Source organism: Halomonas terrestris, from assembly GCF_049166755.1.
GTDB lineage: Bacteria > Pseudomonadota > Gammaproteobacteria > Pseudomonadales > Halomonadaceae > Halomonas.
In genome coordinates, this window is record NZ_JBMHFZ010000012.1 from 20,690 (window position 1) to 42,445 (window position 21,756).

General features: G+C 66.6%; 15 protein-coding genes. 7 read left to right on the forward strand and 8 right to left on the reverse strand.

Annotated elements, in window-relative coordinates:
• Positions 1-4 precede the first annotated feature (4 nt).
• On the reverse strand, positions 5-2,461 hold the full coding sequence (plsB, locus tag ACOMD9_RS12495) for a glycerol-3-phosphate 1-O-acyltransferase PlsB (protein ID WP_421415349.1): 2,457 nt from the start codon (positions 2,459-2,461) through the stop codon (positions 5-7).
• 127 nt (positions 2,462-2,588) lie between these two features.
• Here plsB and ACOMD9_RS12500 point away from each other — a divergent pair, with 127 nt between their 5' ends.
• Complete coding sequence (locus ACOMD9_RS12500) at positions 2,589-3,710, forward strand: phospholipase D-like domain-containing protein (protein WP_421415350.1); 1,122 nt, start codon at positions 2,589-2,591, stop codon at positions 3,708-3,710.
• A gap of 203 nt (positions 3,711-3,913) precedes the next feature.
• Here ACOMD9_RS12500 and ACOMD9_RS12505 read toward each other — a convergent pair whose 3' ends face one another.
• Positions 3,914-4,561, reverse strand: coding sequence for a YecA/YgfB family protein (locus ACOMD9_RS12505; protein ID WP_421415352.1), 648 nt, complete (start codon positions 4,559-4,561; stop codon positions 3,914-3,916).
• A gap of 73 nt (positions 4,562-4,634) precedes the next feature.
• Between ACOMD9_RS12505 and ACOMD9_RS12510 the strand changes: the two genes are divergently transcribed.
• From ACOMD9_RS12510 to ACOMD9_RS12520, 3 genes are all read left to right on the forward strand, one after another.
• Entirely contained in the window at positions 4,635-5,195 is a 561-nt protein-coding gene (locus ACOMD9_RS12510; RefSeq protein WP_421415354.1) for a SprT family zinc-dependent metalloprotease, read from the forward strand.
• 156 nt (positions 5,196-5,351) lie between these two features.
• Positions 5,352-7,301 (forward strand): acetate--CoA ligase, encoded by a 1,950-nt coding sequence (gene acs, locus ACOMD9_RS12515; RefSeq protein WP_421415357.1) that lies wholly within the window; start codon positions 5,352-5,354, stop codon positions 7,299-7,301.
• Between the two features lie 265 nt (positions 7,302-7,566).
• Positions 7,567-8,229 (forward strand): LuxR C-terminal-related transcriptional regulator, encoded by a 663-nt coding sequence (locus ACOMD9_RS12520; RefSeq protein WP_421415360.1) that lies wholly within the window; start codon positions 7,567-7,569, stop codon positions 8,227-8,229.
• A gap of 177 nt (positions 8,230-8,406) precedes the next feature.
• Here ACOMD9_RS12520 and ACOMD9_RS12525 read toward each other — a convergent pair whose 3' ends face one another.
• From ACOMD9_RS12525 to ACOMD9_RS12540, 4 genes are all read right to left on the reverse strand, one after another.
• A complete protein-coding gene (locus ACOMD9_RS12525; RefSeq protein ID WP_421415363.1) occupies positions 8,407-12,357 on the reverse strand; it encodes a hybrid sensor histidine kinase/response regulator in 3,951 nt (1,316 codons plus the stop codon).
• Between the two features lie 121 nt (positions 12,358-12,478).
• Positions 12,479-12,994 carry a hypothetical protein gene (locus ACOMD9_RS12530; RefSeq protein WP_421415365.1) on the reverse strand — a complete coding sequence of 172 codons (516 nt, stop codon included), beginning with the start codon at positions 12,992-12,994 and terminating at the stop codon, positions 12,479-12,481.
• Positions 12,995-13,092: 98 nt separating this feature from the next.
• On the reverse strand, positions 13,093-14,889 hold the full coding sequence (locus ACOMD9_RS12535; RefSeq protein WP_421415368.1) for a sodium:solute symporter family protein: 1,797 nt from the start codon (positions 14,887-14,889) through the stop codon (positions 13,093-13,095).
• A gap of 6 nt (positions 14,890-14,895) precedes the next feature.
• Positions 14,896-15,156 carry a DUF4212 domain-containing protein gene (locus tag ACOMD9_RS12540; RefSeq protein ID WP_421415370.1) on the reverse strand — a complete coding sequence of 87 codons (261 nt, stop codon included), beginning with the start codon at positions 15,154-15,156 and terminating at the stop codon, positions 14,896-14,898.
• 657 nt (positions 15,157-15,813) lie between these two features.
• Between ACOMD9_RS12540 and ACOMD9_RS12545 the strand changes: the two genes are divergently transcribed.
• The 3 genes from ACOMD9_RS12545 (at position 15,814) to ttcA (ending at position 19,317) form a co-directional block, all read left to right on the forward strand.
• Entirely contained in the window at positions 15,814-17,637 is a 1,824-nt protein-coding gene (locus ACOMD9_RS12545; RefSeq protein WP_421415372.1) for a DUF294 nucleotidyltransferase-like domain-containing protein, read from the forward strand.
• A gap of 48 nt (positions 17,638-17,685) precedes the next feature.
• Complete coding sequence (locus ACOMD9_RS12550) at positions 17,686-18,312, forward strand: 3'-5' exonuclease (protein WP_421415374.1); 627 nt, start codon at positions 17,686-17,688, stop codon at positions 18,310-18,312.
• A gap of 96 nt (positions 18,313-18,408) precedes the next feature.
• On the forward strand, positions 18,409-19,317 hold the full coding sequence (gene ttcA, locus ACOMD9_RS12555; RefSeq protein ID WP_421415376.1) for a tRNA 2-thiocytidine(32) synthetase TtcA: 909 nt from the start codon (positions 18,409-18,411) through the stop codon (positions 19,315-19,317).
• A gap of 115 nt (positions 19,318-19,432) precedes the next feature.
• Here ttcA and fnr read toward each other — a convergent pair whose 3' ends face one another.
• Together fnr and hemN are read right to left on the reverse strand one after the other, a co-directional pair.
• A complete protein-coding gene (gene fnr, locus ACOMD9_RS12560) occupies positions 19,433-20,176 on the reverse strand; it encodes a fumarate/nitrate reduction transcriptional regulator Fnr (protein ID WP_421415378.1) in 744 nt (247 codons plus the stop codon).
• 102 nt (positions 20,177-20,278) lie between these two features.
• Complete coding sequence (gene hemN / locus ACOMD9_RS12565) at positions 20,279-21,685, reverse strand: oxygen-independent coproporphyrinogen III oxidase (protein ID WP_421415380.1); 1,407 nt, start codon at positions 21,683-21,685, stop codon at positions 20,279-20,281.
• Positions 21,686-21,756 lie beyond the last annotated feature (71 nt).

Below are 21,756 nucleotides of genomic sequence, written 5' to 3' on the forward strand. Positions count from 1 at the left end.
CGGCTCAGGCGTCACGGCTGCGGGTGATCAGCTGCAGGCGGTGGCGCAGGGCCGGGTCGAACAGTTCGCGCGAGCGCCGGGCCGCCTCGCGCAGGGGCTGGCCGAACATCAGCCGCTCCTCCTCACGCCACAGCCACCCCTCCGCTTCCAGGCTCTCCACCAGGCTGGCGAACAGCCGGGTATCGAAGAATTCCGGGGCATCGAGCCCCGAGAGCAGTGCCAGGCGTTCGGCCAGCTGGCGGCTGCGCTCGGCCAGTTCCTCGGCGACCAGTCGACCCGGGCCGGCATCGAGCAGCACCGCCAGCAGCAGGTAGCCGCGCTCCAGCGAGGGCTGCATCAGCCGCCCGAGCAGGCCCAGGCGTTCGCCGGCCTCCAGGGGCTCGCGGGGACGCCGCCACCCCTCGCCGTCGCGTTCCAGCAGCCCCTGGTCGACCAGCAGGTCGAGCATCTCGGCCAGCGCCTCGCGCAGGGAAGCCGGCGGTTCGATGCCCAGCTCCCGCGCCAGGATCGGCCAGCCGGGGGCGAGCAGGGTCTCCAGCGGCTCGAGGCGGTGGGTCGATTGATGGCGGAAGGCGAAGGCGACCAGCCCGGCCAGGGCGAAGAGGTGCATCACGTTGTTGCGATACCAGGCGAGCAGGCCGGCCTGGCCGGCATCGGCGACCAGGATGTCGCCCAGCGGGTGCGCACGTCGCTCGACCATGCCCAGGGTGGCCACCTGGTCGATCCAGTCGGTGGGGGTGCCTTCCGGCAGGCTGGCGTGGGCCCCGCCGGGGCGGCGGCGCTGGAGTTCGGCGAGCAGCGCGAGCTGGCGTTCCAGCAGGCTGACCTCGATGGCATGGTGGGGGGTGGCCAGCAGCACCAGCGCCACCAGGTTGACCGGGTTGAGCGCCGCCGCGGCATTGATCCGCCGGCACAGCTCCTCGCCGAGCCGGGGCACCAGCGGGGTGAGCCAGGCGGGGCGTGTCTCGCCCAGGGTCTGTCGCCAGTCGCTCACTTCCCGGTCCAGGTAGTCGGCCAGGGTGAGGGGCTCGCCCACGTTCACCGCCACCCGGCCGAAGGGCTGGCGCAACTGGCCGAGCACCCGCAGCAGGGCCAGGGGGCTCTCCTTGCGCTTCCTGCCGCCACGCAGCTCGCGTTGGTAGCTGGCGCTCTCGATGATCCGCTCGTAGCCGATGTAGACCGGCACGAAGGCGAGCCGCTGCTGGCCGCTGCCGGCGGCGCTGCGCAGGTAGGAGCGCAGGGTCATGGCGAGCATGCCGGGGCGGGCGGCGAGCATGCGGCCGCTGCGTGAGCGCCCCCCTTCGATGAAGTACTCCAGGGGGTGGCCGCGGGAGAGCAGGCGGTGGAGGTATTCGTTGAACACCGCCGCATAGAGGCGGTTGTCGCGGAAGCTGCGCCGCAGGAAGAAGGCGCCGCCGCGGCGCAGCAGCGGCCCGATCAGGGGCATGTCGAGGTTGCGGCCGGCGGCGATGTGCGGCGGCATCAGGCCATCCCGGTAGAGCACGTAGGAGAGCAGCAGGTAGTCGATGTGGCTGCGGTGGCAGGGCACATAGACCAGCGTATGGTCACCGGCCAGGGCCTTGACCCGATCCAGGCCGCGGATCTCCACGCCGTCGTAGAGCCGGTTCCACAGGCGCTTGAGCAGGCCATCCATGAAGCGCAGCACCGGGTAGGCCATGTTGGAGGCGATCTCGCGGCCGTAGCGTACGGCGCGCCGCTGCAGCCGGGCCCGGGAGGTGCGCTGCTCCTCGGCCAGGCTGTCGATCACCCGACGGACCTCGGGGCTGCGTGCCACCCCCTCGATCAGGGTGCGCCGGTGAGAGAGGTCGGGCCCCAGTACCCGAGTGCGGAGGCGGCGGAAGTGCACCCGCAGCAGCCTGGCCGTCTTGCGGTTGGCGAGCGCCGCGCCGCGCTCGTCGAGCAGGTCGCCGAGCCGCAGCGGGGCACCGAAGTGCACCTCGACGTTCTTGCCGTGGAGCAGCACCGAGAGTGCTCGGCGCAGGCGGCCGGTGAGCTGCCAGCTGTCGGCGGCCAGCATCTTCCAGAAGCCGAAGCGCTTGCCCGGGGCACGGCCCCAGAAGACGCTGACCGGCACCAGCTGTACCTCGTGTCCGGGGTGCGCCCGGCGCTGCTCGAGCAGTGCCAGGAAGGGTGCCTCGAGCCGCGTGGAGCGACGCCACAGGCGGCGTCCGGGGGAGGGCAGGGCGAGGCAGGCCGGCAGGCTGATATCGCCCACGCGGCGCTGGCCGGCGGCCGGGGGCAGCCCGTGGGCCCGGGTGAGCGACTCCAGCAGCAGGGCGTCGGAGAGGGCCGGGTGCGGGAGCACGTAGAGCACCGGCAGCCGTGGGTCGAGGTCGAGCTCCTCGGTGGCCGGCTCGATCAGGCGAAGCTCCACCCAGGCGGCGATCAGCCGCCGCAGCGGTGCGCGCAAGGGGGTCGTCAGCGTGCGTACTAAGGCCATCCGATTGCCTTGGCAGAGGATACGAAGTGGCCAGTATAGCCATCGTGGACCGGCCGGTCAGGGGCATGGCTTTTCCTGATCCGGCAAACGTGCGTCAATGCGGTGGGGAATTTCACAGGGAAGCGTCATGCACGGCATGTGGAGAGACGGCAATCACTTCCAGCTGCTGCCGGAGTCGGCACGCTTCCTGCCGGCCATGTTCGAGGCGATCCACCAGGCACGCGAGTCGGTGTTGATCGAGCTCTACCTCATGGAGTCGGGGCGGCTCGCCTCGGCGCTGGTCGATGGACTGCTCAAGGCCGCCGAGCGCGGGGTCGTGGTGATGCTGATGCTCGATGGCTATGGCGCCATGGGGCTCTCGACCGCCGACCGCCGGAGCCTCGAGGAGGGCGGGGTGGCGCTGCGCTTCTTCAACCCGCTGGGTTTTCATTCGCTTGCCCGCAACCTGACGCGCGATCATCGCAAGTTGCTGGTGGTGGATGGTCGGGTGGCCTATACCGGCGGCTTCGGCGCGGTCGACGAGTTCCTCGACGCCTGGTACGAGGTGGCGGTGCGCATCGAGGGACCGGTGGTGGCCGACTGGGTCCGGTTGTTCTGCCGCCTGTGGGACTCGCCGCTGACCCGGGGCAGCGGCGAGCCTGATCTGGTGCACAACCTGCGCCTGGACGTGTCGCCCCACGAGGACTACCGGGGCATGCGCGGGCGGGTGGTCTGGGGCCAGGGCTATCGCTACCAGGCGATCCGCCATTCGCTGCAACGCCAGGTGTCGTCGGCACGGCGGCGCATATGGATCTGCACGCCCTATTTCGTGCCCACCTTCAGCCTGCGCCTGCGGCTGGCGCGGGCGGCCCGCCGTGGGGTCGACGTGCGCCTGTTGTTGCCGGGCGAGCGCCATGACCATCCCGGTGTGCGCTATGCCGGCCAGCGCTTCTATGGCCGTCTGCTCAAGGCGGGTGTGCGGATCTTCGAGTTCCAGCCCACCTTCATCCATGCCAAGTTCACCCTGGCCGACGACTGGACCAGCATCGGCTCGTGCAACTTCGACCACTGGAGCCTGCACTGGAACCTGGAGGCCAATCAGGAGGTGGAGGATGGTCGCTTCGCCGCGGAGGTGGCCGAGCTGTTCGAGCGCAGCTTTGCCACCAGCCGCGAGATCCGGCGGGAGGAGTGGTCCCGGCGCCCCCGCTGGCAACGCCTCAAGGAGTGGCTCTACGGCAGCCTGGACGGGATGCTGACGCGGCTGCGCTAACCCGGCTTCTCCGGGAGCCATAAGCTGTAAGAGCGGCGCTTCGCGCCTGGAAGAGCCGGGCTGCGCCCGGAGCTGGAAGAACGTCCGCTGCGCGGACTTGAGCTTGAAGCTGGAAGACAAGCCTTGACCCGAGTGGAGTAGGTTTCATGCTGCCTTCCAGCTTCCAGCTTCCAGCTTCCAGCTTCCAGCTTCCAGCTTCCAGCTTACCGCTTGCGTTTGCCGCCTCGCCCGGCAGGTTTCTTACGGCGCGGCATGGGCTTGGGGGCTTCCGGCGGTACGCGGTAGTGCAGGTAGAGGTCCAGCACCAGCTCGGGGAGCTGGGTGACGAGACCCTCGAGGCGTGCCCTGTCGGCGGTGAACTCGGCCATGTCCGGCTCCTCGTCGAACAGCCCCGAGAGCGCCATGAAGGGCAGCAGCAGGGTGGCGGCGGCCTCCTCGTCCTCCTCGAACCAGGCCGCCTCGTCGAGGAAGACCCCTTCCATGAAGCCGGCGCACCAGTCGCCGATCGGCGTCTCCTCCGGCGCCATGCCGTCGAGCTCGAGCGCGAAGGGCAGCTCCGGCAGCAGGCCCTGCTCGAGGGCGCCGATGGCGTTGCGCCTGAGCTGTTCCAGCAGCCCGAGGATGGCCTCGCGTTCGGTGTCGTCGGCGAAGGCCGGTTCGCCGTGGAAGAGCTCGGCGACCCAGCTCGCGGGGGGCACGTCGCTGGGGGCCACCGCCAGTGCCACCAGGAAACCGTGGGCGCCGATCAGGTCCAGGGCGTCGGCGTCGACCCGGTCGGAATCCAGGAAGTCGTCGAGCCGCTCGAGATCGTCGTCGTCGAGCAGCGGCTGAGGCTGGGGAGTGTCGGACATCGGGCATCTCGCTGTATGGCAGGGGTGTCGCTCGGCTTGCCGCTTCGTGGCTGGCGCGTCATTCTAGCATCCCATGACGACACCCGTGCTGCCCCATCCCGATCCCGCCCGGCTGGCCGCCCTCGACCGCGAGGCGCTGCTGGAGGCCCTCCACGAGCGTGTCGAGGCGGCCTGGCGACTCTGCCGCGAGGTGCACCCCGGGCTGCCGAGGCCGGCGGTGTGGTGCGACCTGCGTGGAAAGTGCGCCGGCCAGGCCCACTTCGGCCGCGGCGGGTTGCGCTTCAACCCGGTACTGTACGCCGAGAACCGTGAAGCCTTCCTGATCGAGGTGGTGCCCCACGAGATGGCCCACTGGCTGGTGGAGCATCTCGAGGATGGCCATCTCGCCCGCCCCCATGGCCGTGAATGGCAGACCGTGATGCGGCGGCTGTTCGGCCTCGAGCCACGCACCACTCACCGCTTCGACACGCACCGGGCGAGCCCGGCGCCGCATCGCTACCGTTGCGGTTGCCGCGAGCACGGCTTCACCGCTCGCCGGCACGCCCTGGCCCGGCAGGGGCGGCGCTACCGCTGTCGCCACTGCGCTCAGACCTTGGTCTATCTTGGCCGTGTCATGCCCGGAAATGATTCGTAAGTCATTGGGATAAAAAGGAAAAATGTTGCTACCAATGTCTAAAGGGAAGGCCGCTGCCGGCAGTATATGCTGGAATCACCTTATGGGGCCGGCTCGCCCAACAATAACGCAGCCGGCGACATCAATCAGGGTGCATCTCCCGGAAGAGGCCAATCCATGACCGAACAGCAGAAAGTCTACCCGGTACGCGACGACTTCGCCGCCAATGCCCATGCCGACATGGCCAGGTACCAGGCCATGTACCAGCAGTCGCTGGACGATCCGGAAGGGTTCTGGGCCGAGCAGGCGAAGCGTCTCGACTGGTTCAAGGCACCGACGAAGATCAAGCATACGAGCTTCGATTCGCACAACGTCGATATCCGCTGGTTCGAGGACGGCACCCTCAATGCCAGTGTCAACTGCCTCGATCGTCACCTGGAGAGCCGCGGTGACCAGACCGCCATCATCTGGGAGGGTGACGACCCCGCCGACGACAAGCACGTCACCTATCGCGAGCTGTACGAGCGCACCTGCCAGCTGGCCAATGGCCTCAAGGAGCTGGGGGTCGGCAAGGGGGATGTGGTCACGCTCTACATGCCGATGATTCCCGAGGCGGCCGTGGCCATGCTGGCCTGCGCACGCATCGGCGCCGTTCACTCGGTGGTGTTCGGCGGCTTCTCGCCGGACGCCGTCGCCCAGCGGGTCATTGGCGCCGACTCCAAGCTGGTGATCACCGCCGACGAGTCGGTGCGCGGCGGCAAGCAGGTGCCGTTGAAGGACAACGTCGATGCGGCACTGACCCGCCCGGGCACCGAGGTGTGCGAGAAGGTGCTGGTGGTCAAGCGCACCGGCGGCGAGATCGACTGGCAGGAAGGGCGTGACGTCTGGTTCGATGAACTGGTCGACAAGCAGTCCACCGACTGCCCGGCCGAGGAGATGAATGCCGAGGATCCGCTGTTCATCCTCTACACCTCGGGCTCCACCGGCGCGCCCAAGGGCCTCAAGCACACCACCGGCGGTTATCTCACCTACGCCAGCCTGACCCACCAGTACGTCTTCGACTACCAGGACGGCGAGGTCTACTGGTGTACCGCCGACGTGGGCTGGGTCACCGGGCACAGCTACATCGTCTACGGGCCGCTGGCCAATGGTGCCATCACCCTGATGTTCGAGGGCGTGCCGAGCTATCCGACCCACGGGCGCATGGGCGAGATCGTCGACAAGCACAAGGTCAGCATCCTCTACACGGCCCCCACCGCCGTGCGTGCCCTGATGGCCCACGGTGATGACGTCATGGCCAGCAGCCAGCGCGACAGCCTGCGCCTGCTCGGCTCGGTGGGCGAGCCGATCAACCCCGAGGCCTGGGAGTGGTTCTACCGGGTGATCGGCAACTCGAAGTGCCCCATCGTGGACACCTGGTGGCAGACCGAGACCGGCGGCATCATGATTGCCCCGCTCCCCGGTGCCATGGACCTCAAGCCCGGATCGGCGACCCTGCCGTTCTTCGGCGTGATGCCGGCGCTGGTCGACAGCGAGGGCAACGAGCTCAAGGGGGCCACCGAGGGCAACCTGGTGATCCTGGACTCCTGGCCGGGCCAGGCGCGCTCCATCTGGGGCGACCATGATCGCTTCGTCCAGACCTACTTCTCCACCTACAAGGGCATGTACTTCACCGGCGACGGGTGTCGCCGCGACGAGGATGGCTACTACTGGATCACCGGCCGGGTCGACGACGTGCTCAACGTCTCCGGTCACCGCATGGGGACTGCCGAGATCGAGTCCTCGCTGGTGGCTCACGATGCCGTGGCCGAGGCCGCCGTGGTCGGTTTCCCCCACGACATCAAGGGACAGGGCATCTACATCTACGTCACCCTGACCGATGGCGTGGAGCCCTCCGACGAGCTCAAGAAGGAGCTGACCCAGTGGGTGCGCAAGGACATCGGCCCGATCGCCTCGCCGGACGTCATCCAGTGGGCCCCCGGCCTGCCCAAGACCCGCTCGGGCAAGATCATGCGGCGCATCCTGCGCAAGATCGCTGCCAACGAGTGCGATGGCCTGGGCGACACCAGCACCCTGGCCGACCCGTCGGTGGTCGATGAACTGATCGAGCATCGCGCCAACCGTTGACGGCGGCCCTCGGGCTGCCGGGGGAGGCGCTCCCCGCGCGCCGGCTCGCCTCGGACCGAGCCCCGGGAGAGCACGCCAGCTCCTCGCCTCCCCCTTCCCGACCGGCCCTCGTGGCCGGTTTTTTCGTATCCGTTGACGCTGTTTGTCGACAACCCTCGCCGAGCGCTTGGGAAAGCCTTCCCGCATGGGGTAACATGCCGTCATCGACAGAAGAGTCCAGCATGGCGGCCCTCGGCCCGCTGCTCGAGGAACCGGAGGAGAATCCATGGCCTTTGCCCAGAAATTCATCGTCGCCGATGACCATCCGCTGTTCCGTGCAGCCCTGACCCAGGCACTGCGCCAGCTGGCGCCCCAGGCCGAGATCGTCGAGTCCGACACCATGGAGGCCACCACCGAGGTGGTGACCCGCCATCCGGATGCCGACCTGATCCTGCTCGACCTGCACATGCCGGGTGCGCACGGCTTCTCGGGCCTGATCCAGCTGCGCGGCCAGACTCCCGACATTCCGGTGGCGGTGGTCTCCGGCAGCGACGAGCCCCATGTGGTGCGTCGCGCCATCGACTATGGCGCCTCGGGCTTCATCCCCAAGTCATCGTCGCTGCAGCTGATCGCCGAGGCGGTGGGCGAGATCCTCGATGGCGAGGTTTGGCTGCCGGCAGAGCTGGCCGAGGCGATGGGGGAATCCGACGAGGAGGAGACCCGCTTCGCCGAGGCGATCGCGTCGCTGACCCCGCAACAGTTCCGGGTGCTCAACATGCTCACCGAGGGCCTGCTCAACAAGCAGATCGCCTATGAGCTCAACGTCTCCGAGGCCACCATCAAGGCCCACGTCACCGCCATCCTGCGCAAGCTCGGGGTGCACTCCCGCACCCAGGCGGTGATCGCCGCCCAGAAGCTCGAGGTCGAGCCGCCCAAGGTCGAGTCCTGAGCCGGCGGAGCCGGCTCAGGAGCTTGAAGCCATAAGCTTGAAGCTCGAAGAACAACCGCCCCCATGGCCTTGCCGTGGGGGCGGTTGAGTTTAGACTGCTATCCAGCTTCCAGCTTCCAGCTTCCAGCTTCCAGCTTCCAGCTTCCAGCTTCCAGCTTCCAGCTCGTGCGCAGCGCGCTACCCCTCCTGCCTGGCCGCCCGGTTCGCCTGCAGGGTACGGGTGAGCAGGGCGCGCAGGGCCGCGGGGCGCACCGGCTTGAGCAGCAGCTGGTAGCCGCTGCGCTTGATCTCCTCGGCCACCTCCTCGGTGCGGTCGGCGGTGATGACGATGCCCGGTACCGCCCCCTCCAGCCGCTCGCCCAGTGCCTCCAGGGCCATCAGGCCGGTGACCTCGTTGTCCAGGTGGTAGTCCGCCAGTATCGCGTCCGGGTCGCCGTCCAGGTGGCGCAGTACCGACTTGGCCCCGCCGATGGTGGTGGCGGTGAACACCTCGCAGCCCCAGCCCGAGAGCATGGCCTTCATGCCCTCGAGGATCAGCGACTCGTTATCGATGCACAGGATGCGCGTGCCGACGAGCTTGTTGCCGGCGCGACGAGGGGCGGCCTCCTCGGCCTGCTGCGTCTCGCTGCGCGCCGCCACGACCGGCACGCTGACCGAGAACACGGTGCCGAACCCGTCCCAGGAGCGCACCTTGATGGGGTGGTCGAGCACACGGCTCATGCGGTCGGCGATGGAGAGCCCGAGACCCAGGCCCTTCTCGCTCTCCTTGTGCCGCGATGCCTGGTCGAGGCGGCGGAACTCCTGGAAGATCTCGGCCTGCTTGGACTCGGGGATGCCGGGACCGCTGTCCCACACCTCGATGGCCAGCCGGTCGCCCTGGCGACGACAGCCCAGCAGCACCCGGCCCTCCTGGGTGTAGCGGATGGCATTCGACAGGAAGTTCTGGATGATCCGACGCAGCATCTGGGGGTCGCTGTCGACCCAGGCACGGGTGGGCACCACCACCAGGTCGAGGCCACGGTCCTCGGCCAGCACCTCGAACTCGGCACGCAGCGGGCGGAAGACGTCGGCCAGGGCGAAGTGACTGCGCCGGGGGGTCAGCGCACCGGCATCGAGCTTGGAGATGTCGAGCAGGGTGCCGAGCAGCTCCTCGGCGGCCTGCAGCGAGTTGTCGATGTGACCGATGGTGCGCTTCATGTCGGCGGCTTCCATCTCCTGGGAGAGCGCCGAGGTGAACAGCCGGGCGGCGTTGAGCGGCTGCAGCAGGTCATGGCTGGCCGCGGCCAGGAAGCGCGTCTTGGAGGCGTTGGCGTTTTCCGCCACCTGCTTGGCCTGGCGCAGGGCCAGCTCGGCCTCGGCGCGTACCCGGTTCTCCTGGCGCAGGGCGGCGTTGGCCTCGGAGAGGGCCTGGGTGCGTTCGCGGACACGCTCCTCCAGGGTCTCGTTGGTCTCCTTCAGGGCGATCTCCGCCAGGCGCCGTTCGGTGATGTCCTGATAGAGGGAGAAGAAGCCCAGGATCGCGCCACTGTCGCCGAAGTGGGGGGTGTAGGTCACCAGCATGTGACGGGTCCCCTCGGGTAGCGTCAGCGATACCTCGAAGCTGACCCGCTCGCCGGCCAGCGCCCGTTCGATCCAGGGGGCGCGGTCGCGGGCCATCGCCGGCGAGATCACCTGCTCGATATGCTTGCCGATCACCGCGTTGCGGTCGATGCCGAAGGCCTGCTCGTAGGCGCGGTTGGTGAAGAGGTAGCGGCACTCCTTGTCGAAATAGGCGATCAGCGCCGGGACGTTGTCGGTGTAGATGCGGATGTTGTTCTCGGAGCGGATCAGCGCTTCCTCGATGCGTTTCTGCTGGGTGATGTCCTGGTAGGTGTAGACGAAGCCGCCGCCGGGCATGGGGTTGCCCTGCACCTCCAGCACGCTGCCGTCCTGGCGGTAGCGCACGTAACGGTGTGGCTGGCCCTCGCGGATGTTGTCGAGCAGCAGCTGGACGTGCTCTTCCGGGTCGCCGGGGCCATATTCCCCGTTGTGGGCGTTGTAGCGGAAGATGCGGTCGATCGGGGCCCCCACCCGGATCAGGTGGTCGGGGAAGCGGAACAGCTCCAGGTAGCGCTGGTTCCACACCACCAGGCGCAGGTTCTGGTCGACCACGCTGATGCCCTGGTTGATGTTCTCGATGGTGGCCTGCAGCAGGGCGCGGTTGAACTCCAGCACCTGGGAGGCCTCGTCGACGATGGAGATCACGTCCGAGATGCCGATGCCGCGGCCCTGCAGCGCCGAGTTGACGACGATCCGCGCCGAGGAGGCGCCGAGCACCGAGGCAAGGAAGCGTTCGGTGAACTGGATCACGTCGATCGAGGCCCGGGTACCATCCTCGAGTGGCTTGCCGGTGCGCCGCGCATAGTCGTCGAAGGCGCGGCTCACCTGGCCGGCACCGAGGAAGCGTTCGCACAGCACCTTGAGGTCGCCCACGGTGGTGGCGCCGGTCCAGGGGCGGTTCACCGAGGTCTGGCGGGTCTCGACGCTGTCGACGAACAGCGAGGCCTGGATGCGTTCGACCACCCGCTGGGAGGTGACCTGGGAGACGAAGATGTAGCAGAACAGGTTCACGCCCAGCGAGAGCATCACCCCGTGGGTGAAACTGTCGCCGACGTTGAGCCCGAACAGCGAGGTGGGGGTGAGCCAGGCCAGGTCCAGCGGGCCGCCGTCGATCCAGTGGGCCGGCAGTACTCCGGCGGAGATCATCGCCGGCATCAGCAGGCTGTAGGCCCAGATGGCGAAACCCGCGTTCATGCCGGTGATCACCCCGAGGCGGTTGCCGCGCTTCCAGTAGAGGCCGCCGATCAGTGCCGGGGCGAACTGGGCGGCGGCGGCGAAGGAGAGCATGCCGATGGAGGCCAGGGAGGTGAATTCACCGATCAGCTGGTAGAAGCCGTAGGCCATGGCCAGGATCACGGCGATGGTGATCCGCCGTGCACGCAGTACCAGGCGGCCGTAGTCGCGGGCCTTGGTGTCGAACCAGCGCAGGCGGAACAGCGCCGGGATGACGATCTCGTTGGAGATCATGATCGACACCGCCACTGCGGCGACGATGACCATCCCGGTGGCCGCCGAGAAGCCGCCGATGAAGGTCAGCAGGGTCAGCCATTCGCTGTTGGCGGCCATGGGCAGCGCCAGCACGTAGGTGTCCGGCTCGATGCTGCTGTCGGCGAACATCGTCAGGCCGGCGGCGGCCAGCGGCAGCACGAAGAAGGCGAAGGCCACCAGGTAGAGTGGGAAGAGCCAGCGTGCCTTGGTGGCATCGTCGCGGTGGGTGTTCTCGACGACGGCCACGTGGAACTGGCGGGGCAGGCAGAGGATGGCCAGCATGGCGAGCAGGGTCTGGGCCCAGAAGCTCTGGCCGAAGTCCTGCTGGGAGAGCTGGCGCTGCAGTTCGAGCTGGGTCTCGGCACGCCCCAGCAGGTCGCCGAGCCCGTCGAACATGCCCCAGGTGACGTAGGCACCGAGCACCAGGAAGGCCAGCAGCTTGACCAGCGACTCGAAGGCCACGGCGTGGATCAGCCCCTCGTGGTGCTCGGTGGCATCGGTGTGGCGGGTGCCGAAGAGGATGGCAAAGGCCGCCATCACCAGCGCCACGTAGAAGGCCGTGTCGCCGAACAGCGGTGTACGGGTGATGTCGCCGGCATCGGTGAGCACGCTGAAGGAGGTGGAGACCGCCTTCAGCTGCAGGGCGATGTAGGGCAGGGTGCCGATCAGCGCGACCAGGCTCGCGAAGGCCGCCAGCGACTGGGTCTTGCCGTAGCGAGAGGCGATGAAGTCGGCGATGGAGGTGACGTTCTGGTGCTTGGCGACACGGATCATCTTGGCCAGCACCGGCCAGAACAGCAGGAAGGTGAGGATCGGCCCCACGTAGATGCTGGCAAAGGACCAGCCGGCGGTGGCGGCCTGGCCCACGGCGCCATAGAAGGTCCACGAGGTACAGTAGATCGCCAGCGCCAGGCTGTAGATCACCGGGCGACGGCGGCTGGCGCCGTGCTGACGGGCATGGCGGTCGCCTCGCCAGGCAATGGCGAACAGCACGGCGATGTAGATCAACGAAACGGCAATCAGCAGCCAGCCTGCGAACATGCGCACTCCCCCTGTGTGTGCGCCCATTCTAGGGCAATGCTGTCCGAGAGGGCAGCCGGAAGCCGGTGGCATCGCCGCGACATGGCTTCCCGGGTATCCTCCGGGCGGTGGTGGTCCCGGGTCAGCTGTCGCTACATACCGCCTGGAACAGGGGATCGGAAGCCTCGATGCTGCGCATCCCCTCGAGACGGGGCTCGCGCTCCTCGCCGACGAGCGGCAGGCGCTCGCGCGTGGTGCAGTTCATCAGCCAGGCCTGGTGGCTCACCTGGTCCACGTACTGCCGTTCGAATCGATAGAGGATGAATTCGACCAGTCGGTGGTCATCGGCCTGCTTCGTCACCAGGTTGGCGCGGTCCACGACACTGAATGCGGTGGTCATGGGGAAGACGTAGGTCCAGGGGCGCCAGAAGGCACCGCCTTCCTCGACGGATACCACCTGGGCCGACGCGGGGAGCTGGAGCTGCTTGTGACTGAACCAGGAGTACTCGTGGTAGATCTGGTAACCGAGCATCCCCAGCCCCGCGAAGACCGGGATGATCCAGCGCGGCAGCCGCTTGCCACTGATGAAGCGCAGCAACAGGCCGATGCCCGCGGCTCCCAGGGCGGCAAAGAACGCCGCGATCAGGTGCAATAACATACATCAACCTTCCTGAAACAGATCGGGCTTCCCATGGGGAAGCCCGATCGGGTGAAGTTCCACGACCCGGACAGGCCGGGTCGGGAAGCCATTATGGCTCAGTGGTCGACCGCTGTGCCAGCGCCCTTCGGGAAGCGAACGCTTTCCACCAGGTCCTGGATCTCCTGCGGCGGTTCCTCGGTCGCGCTGGAGACGGCGAAGGCCACGGCGAAGTTGATCATCGCGCCGACCGCACCGAAGGAGAGCGGTGAGATCCCCATGACCCAGTTGTCCGGCGTGTTGGGCAGCATGTTGGTGCCCGGAATGAACAGCCAGCCAAGGTAGGTGAAGATGTAGAGCAGGGTCGCGATCAGACCGGCCAGCATGCCGGCAACGGCGCCCTTGTTGTTCACCCGCTTGGAGAAGATGCCCATCATCAGTGCCGGGAAGAGCGAGGCACCCGCGATACCGAAGGCCAGGGCTACCGTCTGCGCCGCGAAGCCCGGAGGATTCAGGCCCAGGTAGGTGGCCAGCAGGATGGCGCCCGCCATGGAGATTCGCGCCGCCAGCATCTCGCCCTTTTCGGTGATGTTGGGGTTGATGGTGGTCTTGATCAGGTCATGACTGATGGCCGAGGAGATGGCCAGCAGCAGGCCCGCGGCGGTGGACAGCGCGGCCGCGATGCCGCCCGCGGCGATCAGGCCGATGACCCATCCGGGCAGGTTGGCGATTTCCGGGTTGGCGAGTACCAGGATGTCGTTGTTGACGGACAGTTCGTTGCCTTCCCAGCCACGCTCGGCAGCGGTTGACGCGAAGTCCTCGTTCCCCTCGTTGTAGAACTGGATGCGGCCGTCGTCGTTCAGGTCGTTGAAGGTGATCAGGCCGGTCTCCTCCCAGGTCCTGAACCACTCGGGACGCTCTTCGTAGAGCAGGGCGCCGTCCATCGCCTCTTCGTAGTTCTCCACCTGGCCGGCGGTCTCCGGATAGACGGTGGTCAGCAGGTTGAGGCGTGCCATGGAGGCCACCGCCGGTGCGGTGAGGTAGAGCAGGGCGATGAACACCAGGGCCCAGCCGGCGGACCAGCGAGCGTCGGCCACCCGGGGGACGGTGAAGAAGCGGATGATGACGTGGGGCAGACCCGCGGTACCCACCATCAGCGACAGGGTGAACAGCACCATGTTGAGCTTGTTGTCCACGTCGGCGGCATAGTCCCGGAAGCCCAGTTCGACGAGCACTTCGCTCAGCTTGGCCAGCAGCGGCATGCCGGACTCGTTGTGCACGCTGAACATGCCGAACATCGGGATCGGGTTGCCGGTCAGCTGCAGGGCGATGAAGACGGCGGGAATGGTGTAGGCAATGATCAGTACCACGTACTGCGCCACCTGGGTGTAGGTGATGCCCTTCATGCCACCGAATACCGCGTAGAGGAAGACGATGAAGGCGGCGATCCAGATGCCCCAGGTGTTGCTCACCTCGAGGAAGCGCGAGAAGGCGACGCCGGCACCGGTCATCTGGCCGATGACGTAGGTGACGGAGGCCACCACCAGGCAGATCACCGCGACCAGGCGTGCGGTATTGCTGTAGAAGCGGTCACCGATGAAGTCGGGCACGGTGAACTTGCCGAACTTGCGCAGGTAGGGCGCGAGCAGCATCGCCAGGATGACGTAGCCACCGGTCCACCCCATGAGGAAGGAGGAGTTGGCGTAGCCACCGGAGGCCAGCAGGCCCGCCATGGAGATGAAGGAGGCGGCCGACATCCAGTCGGCGGCGGTTGCCATGCCGTTGGTTATCGGGTGTACGCCGCCACCGGCGACATAGAAGTCCTTGGTGGACCCGGCACGGGCCCAGATCGCGATGCCGATATAGAGGGCGAAGGAGGCCCCCACGAACAGCAGGTTGATTGCAAATTGACTCATGCTGGCTTACTCCCCGAGGCCGAACTTTTTATCCAGCCTGTTCATTTTCCATGCGTAGAAGAAAATGAGGCCGATGAAGGTCAGGATGGATCCCTGCTGGGCGAACCAGAAGCCAAGGTCCGTTCCGCCAATGGGAATGCCTGCCAGAAGGGGGCGCAGCAGGATAGCGAAGCCATACGACACCAGTGCCCAGACGATCAGGCAGCCGGCTATCAGGCGTACGTTCGCCTTCCAGTAAGCAGCAGCATTGGATTTGTCATCTGCCATAGTGTTGCTCTCCACTTGTTTTTAAGGTTGGGAAGTTGCACCGAGAGTTGGCATGACTCGTCAGGGCAATTGCACGTTCACAACAATCTGCATCTGCACTGGCGCGAAGTGCGACGATGTCGCGGTGTCGCCGGTCGAGCGAGTGCTCGATGCCGGGCAGGCATGTTACCTCACCCGTTACCATCTCCTTGCGCGGCATTTCACCTCACCCTTCGACGCTTTCCTTGTGCGACGAAGCCGACTCCTCACCCTGCTGCCAGCTCGTTGCCGAGGTGCATTGTCGACGTGCGATTGCCCTGCATGACGCATGATTGATACTGGGCAATAAGTGCAGAAAATAAATCCCAGACTTTGGTATCATGAAGGAATGCTGATGGAGCCTGTTCTGCTTGATTCCTTTAAAAACAGGTGCTTATATTGTTCGGGTGCGACCGGTGTCGATCTCTCGCGACGCCGTATAGGACGATGGTATAGCCGGCAGGAAGTGGGACGTTAGTCTAATCGTGAATCATCTATGACGTTTGTCTAAGTCGGCCAGGATAGGACGATTGTCTAGGTTCTTTCCCGAAACAAGCCTTTGCTATCTTGAAGTCATCGTGGCTGTAAAGTGCGAATCAACCTGCGGGATGATGGCAGCCGCATAACGAGGACAGCCTCATGGTCGATGTCGATCTCTCTCAACCACCATTCACCTTCCTGGATGAAGAAGGGCGCGAGCGCGTACGCAGTGGCATCGACCTGGCCTATTTCGATCGTGACGAGATCATTCTCGAAACCGGCCAGCCGGGTGAGTTCGTCTTCATCATCCACAAGGGGGAGGTCGCGGAGCTGGACACGACCCTGCCCAGTGCCCGGGAGCGCATCGGCCATTACACCCATGGCGACCTGTTCGGTGCCATCAGCATCCTCAACGGCAAGAGCCGCTACCGATTCCGCGCCGAGCAGGAGAGTCTCTGCTACCTGCTGCCGAAGGCGCTGTTCCTGCAGCTGTGTGACGACTATCCGTCCTTCGCCGAGTTCTTCCGCCAGACCCTGGCCCACAAGGCCCGGCTGCTGACCGAGCAGCGCGCCGAGGGGGGGGTGACCATGGCCGGCTTCATGCTGGCCAGGGTCAGCGAGTGCATGCGCGAGCCGCTCTGCGTGGGGCCGAGCTCGACCATCGCCGAAGCGGTGGCCACCCTGCACGATAGTCATGCCGACAGCCTGCTGGTCGAGGGTGACGAGGGGGCGGGCATGGTCACCAAGACCGACCTGCTCAATGCCCTGGTGCTGGAGGGACGGGGGCAGGACAGCCCGGTGAAGGAGGTCGCCCACTTCGAGCTGGTCTCGGTGAGGCCGGACCAGTACCTGTTCGAGGTGCTGGTGGTGATGACCCGCCACAAGGTGGAGCGGGTGGTGGTCATGGACCAGGCCAGACCCTGTGGTGTGGTGGAGCTGACCGACGTGCTCAGCTACTTCTCCAGCCGCAGCTATGTCGTCAGCCTGCAGGTGGAGCAGGCGGACAGCCTCGAGTCACTGGCCGCTGCCAGCCGACGCACCCCCGAGCTGGTGCGTGCGCTGATGGCCCAGGGCGTCAAGTTGCGCTTCGCCATGGGCCTGCTGGCGGCGCTGAACGGCCGCATCATGAACAAGGCCTGGGGCTTTCTGATCGACGAGCGCTATCACGCTGACAGCTGCCTGATGGTGATGGGCAGCGAAGGGCGCGGCGAGCAGATCCTCAAGACCGACCAGGACAACGGCCTGATACTGGACGATGACCTCGACTGGCCCGACTGCACCGAACAGATGCAGCGGCTCACCGAGACCCTGATCGAACTCGGCTATCCGCCCTGTCCCGGCAATATCATGGTGTCCAACCCCGAGTGGGTGGGGACCGTGACCCAGTGGCGCGGCCGCATCGCCCGCTGGGCGGCGAGTCGGGATGGTGACAGCCTGATGAAGCTGGCCATCATGCTCGACTCCCATGCGGTGGCAGGCAACCCGGCGCTGCTCGAGCAGGTTCGCCAGGAGCTCTTCGAGCGCTGTTCCCGGGACGAGATCCTGCTCTCCTATTTCGCCCGCCCGGCGCTGCGCTTCTCCACGCCGCTGACCCTGTTCGGCTCGCTGAAGAAGCCCCAGCACGGCATCGACATCAAGAAGGGCGGCATCTTCCCCATCGTCCACGGGGTTCGTGCCATGGCCTTGGAGCGGGGAATCCATGTCACCTCCACCCTGGAGCGCCTGGATGCCCTGGCCGAGGACGGCCGCCTGGAGAGCCGCTTCGCCGAGGACCTGGGCGAGGCGCTGTCGCTGTTTACCGAGTTGCGCCTCAAGCAGCAGCTGGCGCGGCTGGACGGTGACGACGGCAAGTCGAGGAAGCCCGACCGTGTCGTGGTGCAGGAGCTCTCGTCACTGGAGCGGGACCTGCTGCGGGAGGCGCTGCACATCGTCAAGGACTTCAAGCAGCGCCTCTCGCACCGCTTTCATCTGGAATATTCGTGACACGAGCGGCGTTCTCGGGGATCGACAACTACAACAGGAGGTCAGCCCATGCTCAAGGTACTGCGCCGGGTTGCCGACCGGCGTCGCCAGGCCGACGGCTACTACGCCTGGCTTTTCCAGCCATATACCGGCGAGGAACTGGTCGCCATCGACAGCGAGACCACCGGGCTCGATACCCGCAGCGCCGAGCTGGTCTCCCTTGCCGCGGTGAGGATACGCGGCGATCGGGTGCTGGCCAGCGAGTCGCTGGACCTGCGCCTGGCCCGCCCGGCCTCGCTGAGCGGCGACTCGATCCGTATCCATGGCCTGCGCGGCATCGACCTGGAGGGTGGGGACAGCATCGAGACCGCGCTGGGCGCCTTCCTGGACTTCGTCGGCAACCGGCCGCTGGTGGGGTGGTGCCTGGATTTCGACCTCGCCATCATCAACCGGGAGCTGCGCCCGCGCTTCGGCTTCGACCTGCCCAATGCCGGCATCGACGTGGCCCATACCTATGCCCGTCAGCTGCGCCGCAGCCACCCCGAGATCGAGCCCAGCCTGCGCTTCGAGAAGGTGGCCGAGGCCCTGGGCGTACCGGTGATGGGGCGCCATACCGCCCTGGGGGACGCCGTGACCACGGCGCTCATGTACCTGCGCCTGGAGCGGGGGGCCATGCTGGCGAAGCGATCCTCCTGAGGCCAGCGCGATCCGGGGCATTCCGTCGCCAGCCGGCGGCGGCAGTGGTAGGATAGGCTCCCGTCATTTCCCAGCCGCTCTGGCAGTGCCCCGACCATGCAAGATGCCGTGATCTTCGATCCCAGCCCCGCTGACGCCTCCGTCACGGATGGCGATACCCCCCCTCTCGACGCCCTCGACGCGAAGGGCAGGCGCGAGTTCAACAAGCTGCAGAAGCGGCTGCGGCGCCAGGTGGGCAATGCGATCATCGACTACGGGATGATCCATGAGGGCGACCGCGTGATGGTCTGCCTGTCGGGCGGCAAGGACAGCTACACCATGCTCGAGATCCTGCGCAGCCTGCAGCGCAACGCGCCGGTCAACTTCTCCCTGGTGGCGGTCAACCTCGACCAGAAGCAGCCCGGCTTCCCCGAGCATGTACTGCCGGAGTACCTGGACGAGCTGGGCGTCGAGTACCATATCCTGGAGCGGGACACCTACTCGGTGGTGAAGGAGAAGACCCCCGAGGGCAAGACCACCTGTGCGCTCTGCTCGCGGCTGCGGCGTGGTTCCCTCTACGGCTTCGCCGAGGAGATCGGCGCCACCAAGATCGCCCTGGGCCACCACCGCGAGGACATCCTCGAGACGCTGTTCCTCAACATGTTCTTCGGCGGCAGCCTCAAGGCGATGCCTCCCAAGCTGCTCTCCGACGATGGCCGGAACATCGTCATCCGCCCCCTGGCCTACTGCCGGGAGGCGGACATCGCCGAGTTCTCGAGGCTGATGGCCTTCCCCATCATTCCCTGCAACCTGTGCGGCTCCCAGCCCAACCTGCAGCGCCAGGTGGTCAAGGAGATGCTCGCCGAGTGGGAAGAGAAGCACCCCGGGCGCCTGGAAAACATGTTCAGGGCGGTGACCAACGTGGCGCCCTCCCAGCTCGCCGACCGCGAGCTGTTCGACTTCGCCGGCCTGGAGGAGAAGCAGGCCCGGATGCAGGCCGACCGGATCGATATCCTCAACGAGTAGCCGTAAGCCTTAAGCGTTAAGCCATAAGAAAACCCCACTGCCCTCGAGAGCGTGGGGTTTTCTGTGTCGGAATATTGCCAGGCTGATCAACAGTTTGCAGCTGGGGCGCAGCGCTTCAGCGGGCGCCTTCCTCCTCGGCGACCCGGGCCAGGGCCTCGAGGTCGAGGATGTTCACTTCGCGGCCGGACACGGCCACCAGCCCCTGGGAATGGAAGCGGCCGAGGATACGGCTCACGGTCTCCACGGCCAGCCCCAGATAGTTGCCGATATCGGCCCGGGACATGGAGAGGCGGAAGCTGTAGGGGGAATAGCCGCGGCGGCGGAAGCGGTCGGAGAGGCCGGCGAAGAAGGTCGCCAGGCGCTGGTCGGCGGTCTTGCGCGACAGCAGCCGCATCATCCGGCGGTCGTCGCGCATCTCCTTGCTCATGCTGCGGTAGAGCTGCGCGCGCAGTTCCGGCAACTCCTCGGAGAGCATGTCGAGGCGGTCGAAGGGGATCTCGCAGACGGTAGTGGTCTCGAGCGCGACCACCGTGCCGGGGTAGCACTCCTCGTCGATGCCGTCGAGCCCCACCAGCTCGCTGGGCAGGTAGAAGTTGGTCAGCTGGTCCTCGCCGCTGCCCTCGGTGGTGACCTGCTTGAGGCTGCCCGAACGTACGGCAAAGACGCTGGTGAAGGCACTGTCCTGGCGGAACAGGGCCTCGCCTTTCTTCAGGGGAGCACGGCGCCGGATGATGGCATCGAACTGGTCCATGTCCTGGACCTCGAGTGCCAGCGGAAGGCAGAGCGAACTGAGGCTACAGGTCTGGCAGCGGGTCTCGTGCAGCAGGGAACGCCGCCTGCCGGGCGCGGTATCAGGCATGCTCTCCTCCGTGATGGTGAGTCTGCCACCATTATGGAGGATTAACGCCTGGCGGCAAAGCATCCCTTTGGAGGTAGGTCCGCACCTCGCGGGAGGCGTTCCTCACAGGATACGGGAGTATCCCGTTGCCTGCTGCTCGGGCAGATGGGCATCGAAGGCCATGGCGATGTGACGGATCAGCAGCCGGCCGATCGGCGTGACGAGCAGCCGAGGACCGGTGCGAACCACCAGGCCGTCCCTCTCGGCCGCTTCCAGCCGGACCAGTGCGTCTGCCAGCCAGGCCTCCGCGTCGACCCCGTAGGTCCTGCCCAGTGCCTCGAGATCGAGGGTCATGTCGCACATCAGGCGCTCGATGGCGTGACGCCGCAGGCGGTCATCGAATGTCAGGCGCCACCCGCGGGCGGTGGCCAGGTGGCCGGTATCCAGGGTCTCCTCGTAGCGGGCGAGGGCCCGGTGATTCTGGGCGTAGACATCATCGACCCGGCTGATCGCCGAGACGCCGAGCCCGACCAGGTCGCACTGGGCGTGGCTGGAGTAGCCCTGGAAGTTGCGCTGCAGGGTGCCCTGGCGCTGGGCCACGGCCAGGGTGTCATCGGGGCGGGCGAAGTGATCCATGCCGATGTGCACATAGCCGGCCGAGGTCAGCATCTCGATGGTGGTATACAGCATCGCCAGCTTCTCCTCGGGCCCGGGAAGCTGCTCGGCCGGGATGCGGCGCTGGGGCTTGAAGCGCTCGGGCATGTGGGCGTAGTTGAACACCGAGAGGCGGGCCGGGGCCATGGCGATCACCTGCTCGAGGGTCTCGGCGAAGCTGTCGCGGGTCTGCAGCGGGAGGCCATAGATCAGGTCGAGATTGAGCGAGCGGAAGCCCAGGCGGTCGGCCTCGTCGACCAGCGATTCGGTCAGCACCCGGGGCTGGATCCGGTTGACGGCGCGCTGAACCCTGAGGTCCAGGTCCTGGACCCCGAGGCTGATGCGGTTGAAGCCCAGTGCCTGCAGGTGGCGAAGGGTCAGGACATCGGCCTCCCGGGGATCGATCTCGATGGCATAGTCGCGCTCTCTCGAGCCCGAGAGCCCGAAACGGGCATCGAGGCGATCGAACAGGTCGCTCATCTGGTCGAGGGTGAGGAAGGTGGGGGTGCCGCCCCCCCAGTGCAGCTGCTGGACCTCCCGCGAGGTATCGAGATGGCGCGAGGTGAGGACCATTTCCCGGTCGAGGCGCGAAAGGTAGGGCTCGACCAGTCGCGTATCCCTGGTGATGATCCTGTTGCAGGCGCAGTAGAAGCAGGTCTGGCGGCAGAAGGGGACATGCACGTAGAGCGACAGCGCCCGGCCATTGTCGTTGCTGCGCTCGAGGGCCGTGGTGAAGTCCTCGGCGGTGAAGGCTTCATGGAAGCTGGGAGTCGCGGGATAGGAGGTGTAACGCGGCCCGGTGGTGTCATGGCGGCGCAGCAGTGCCGTGTCCCAGGCGAACCCCCCTCGGTTCTCGCGCGTCGCATGAGCGGACATGACGGCACTCCGGATCGTGGATGTGGCTTCATGTTAGCGGGGGCTCGCCATGCCCGTGTTGAGCTGGGTCA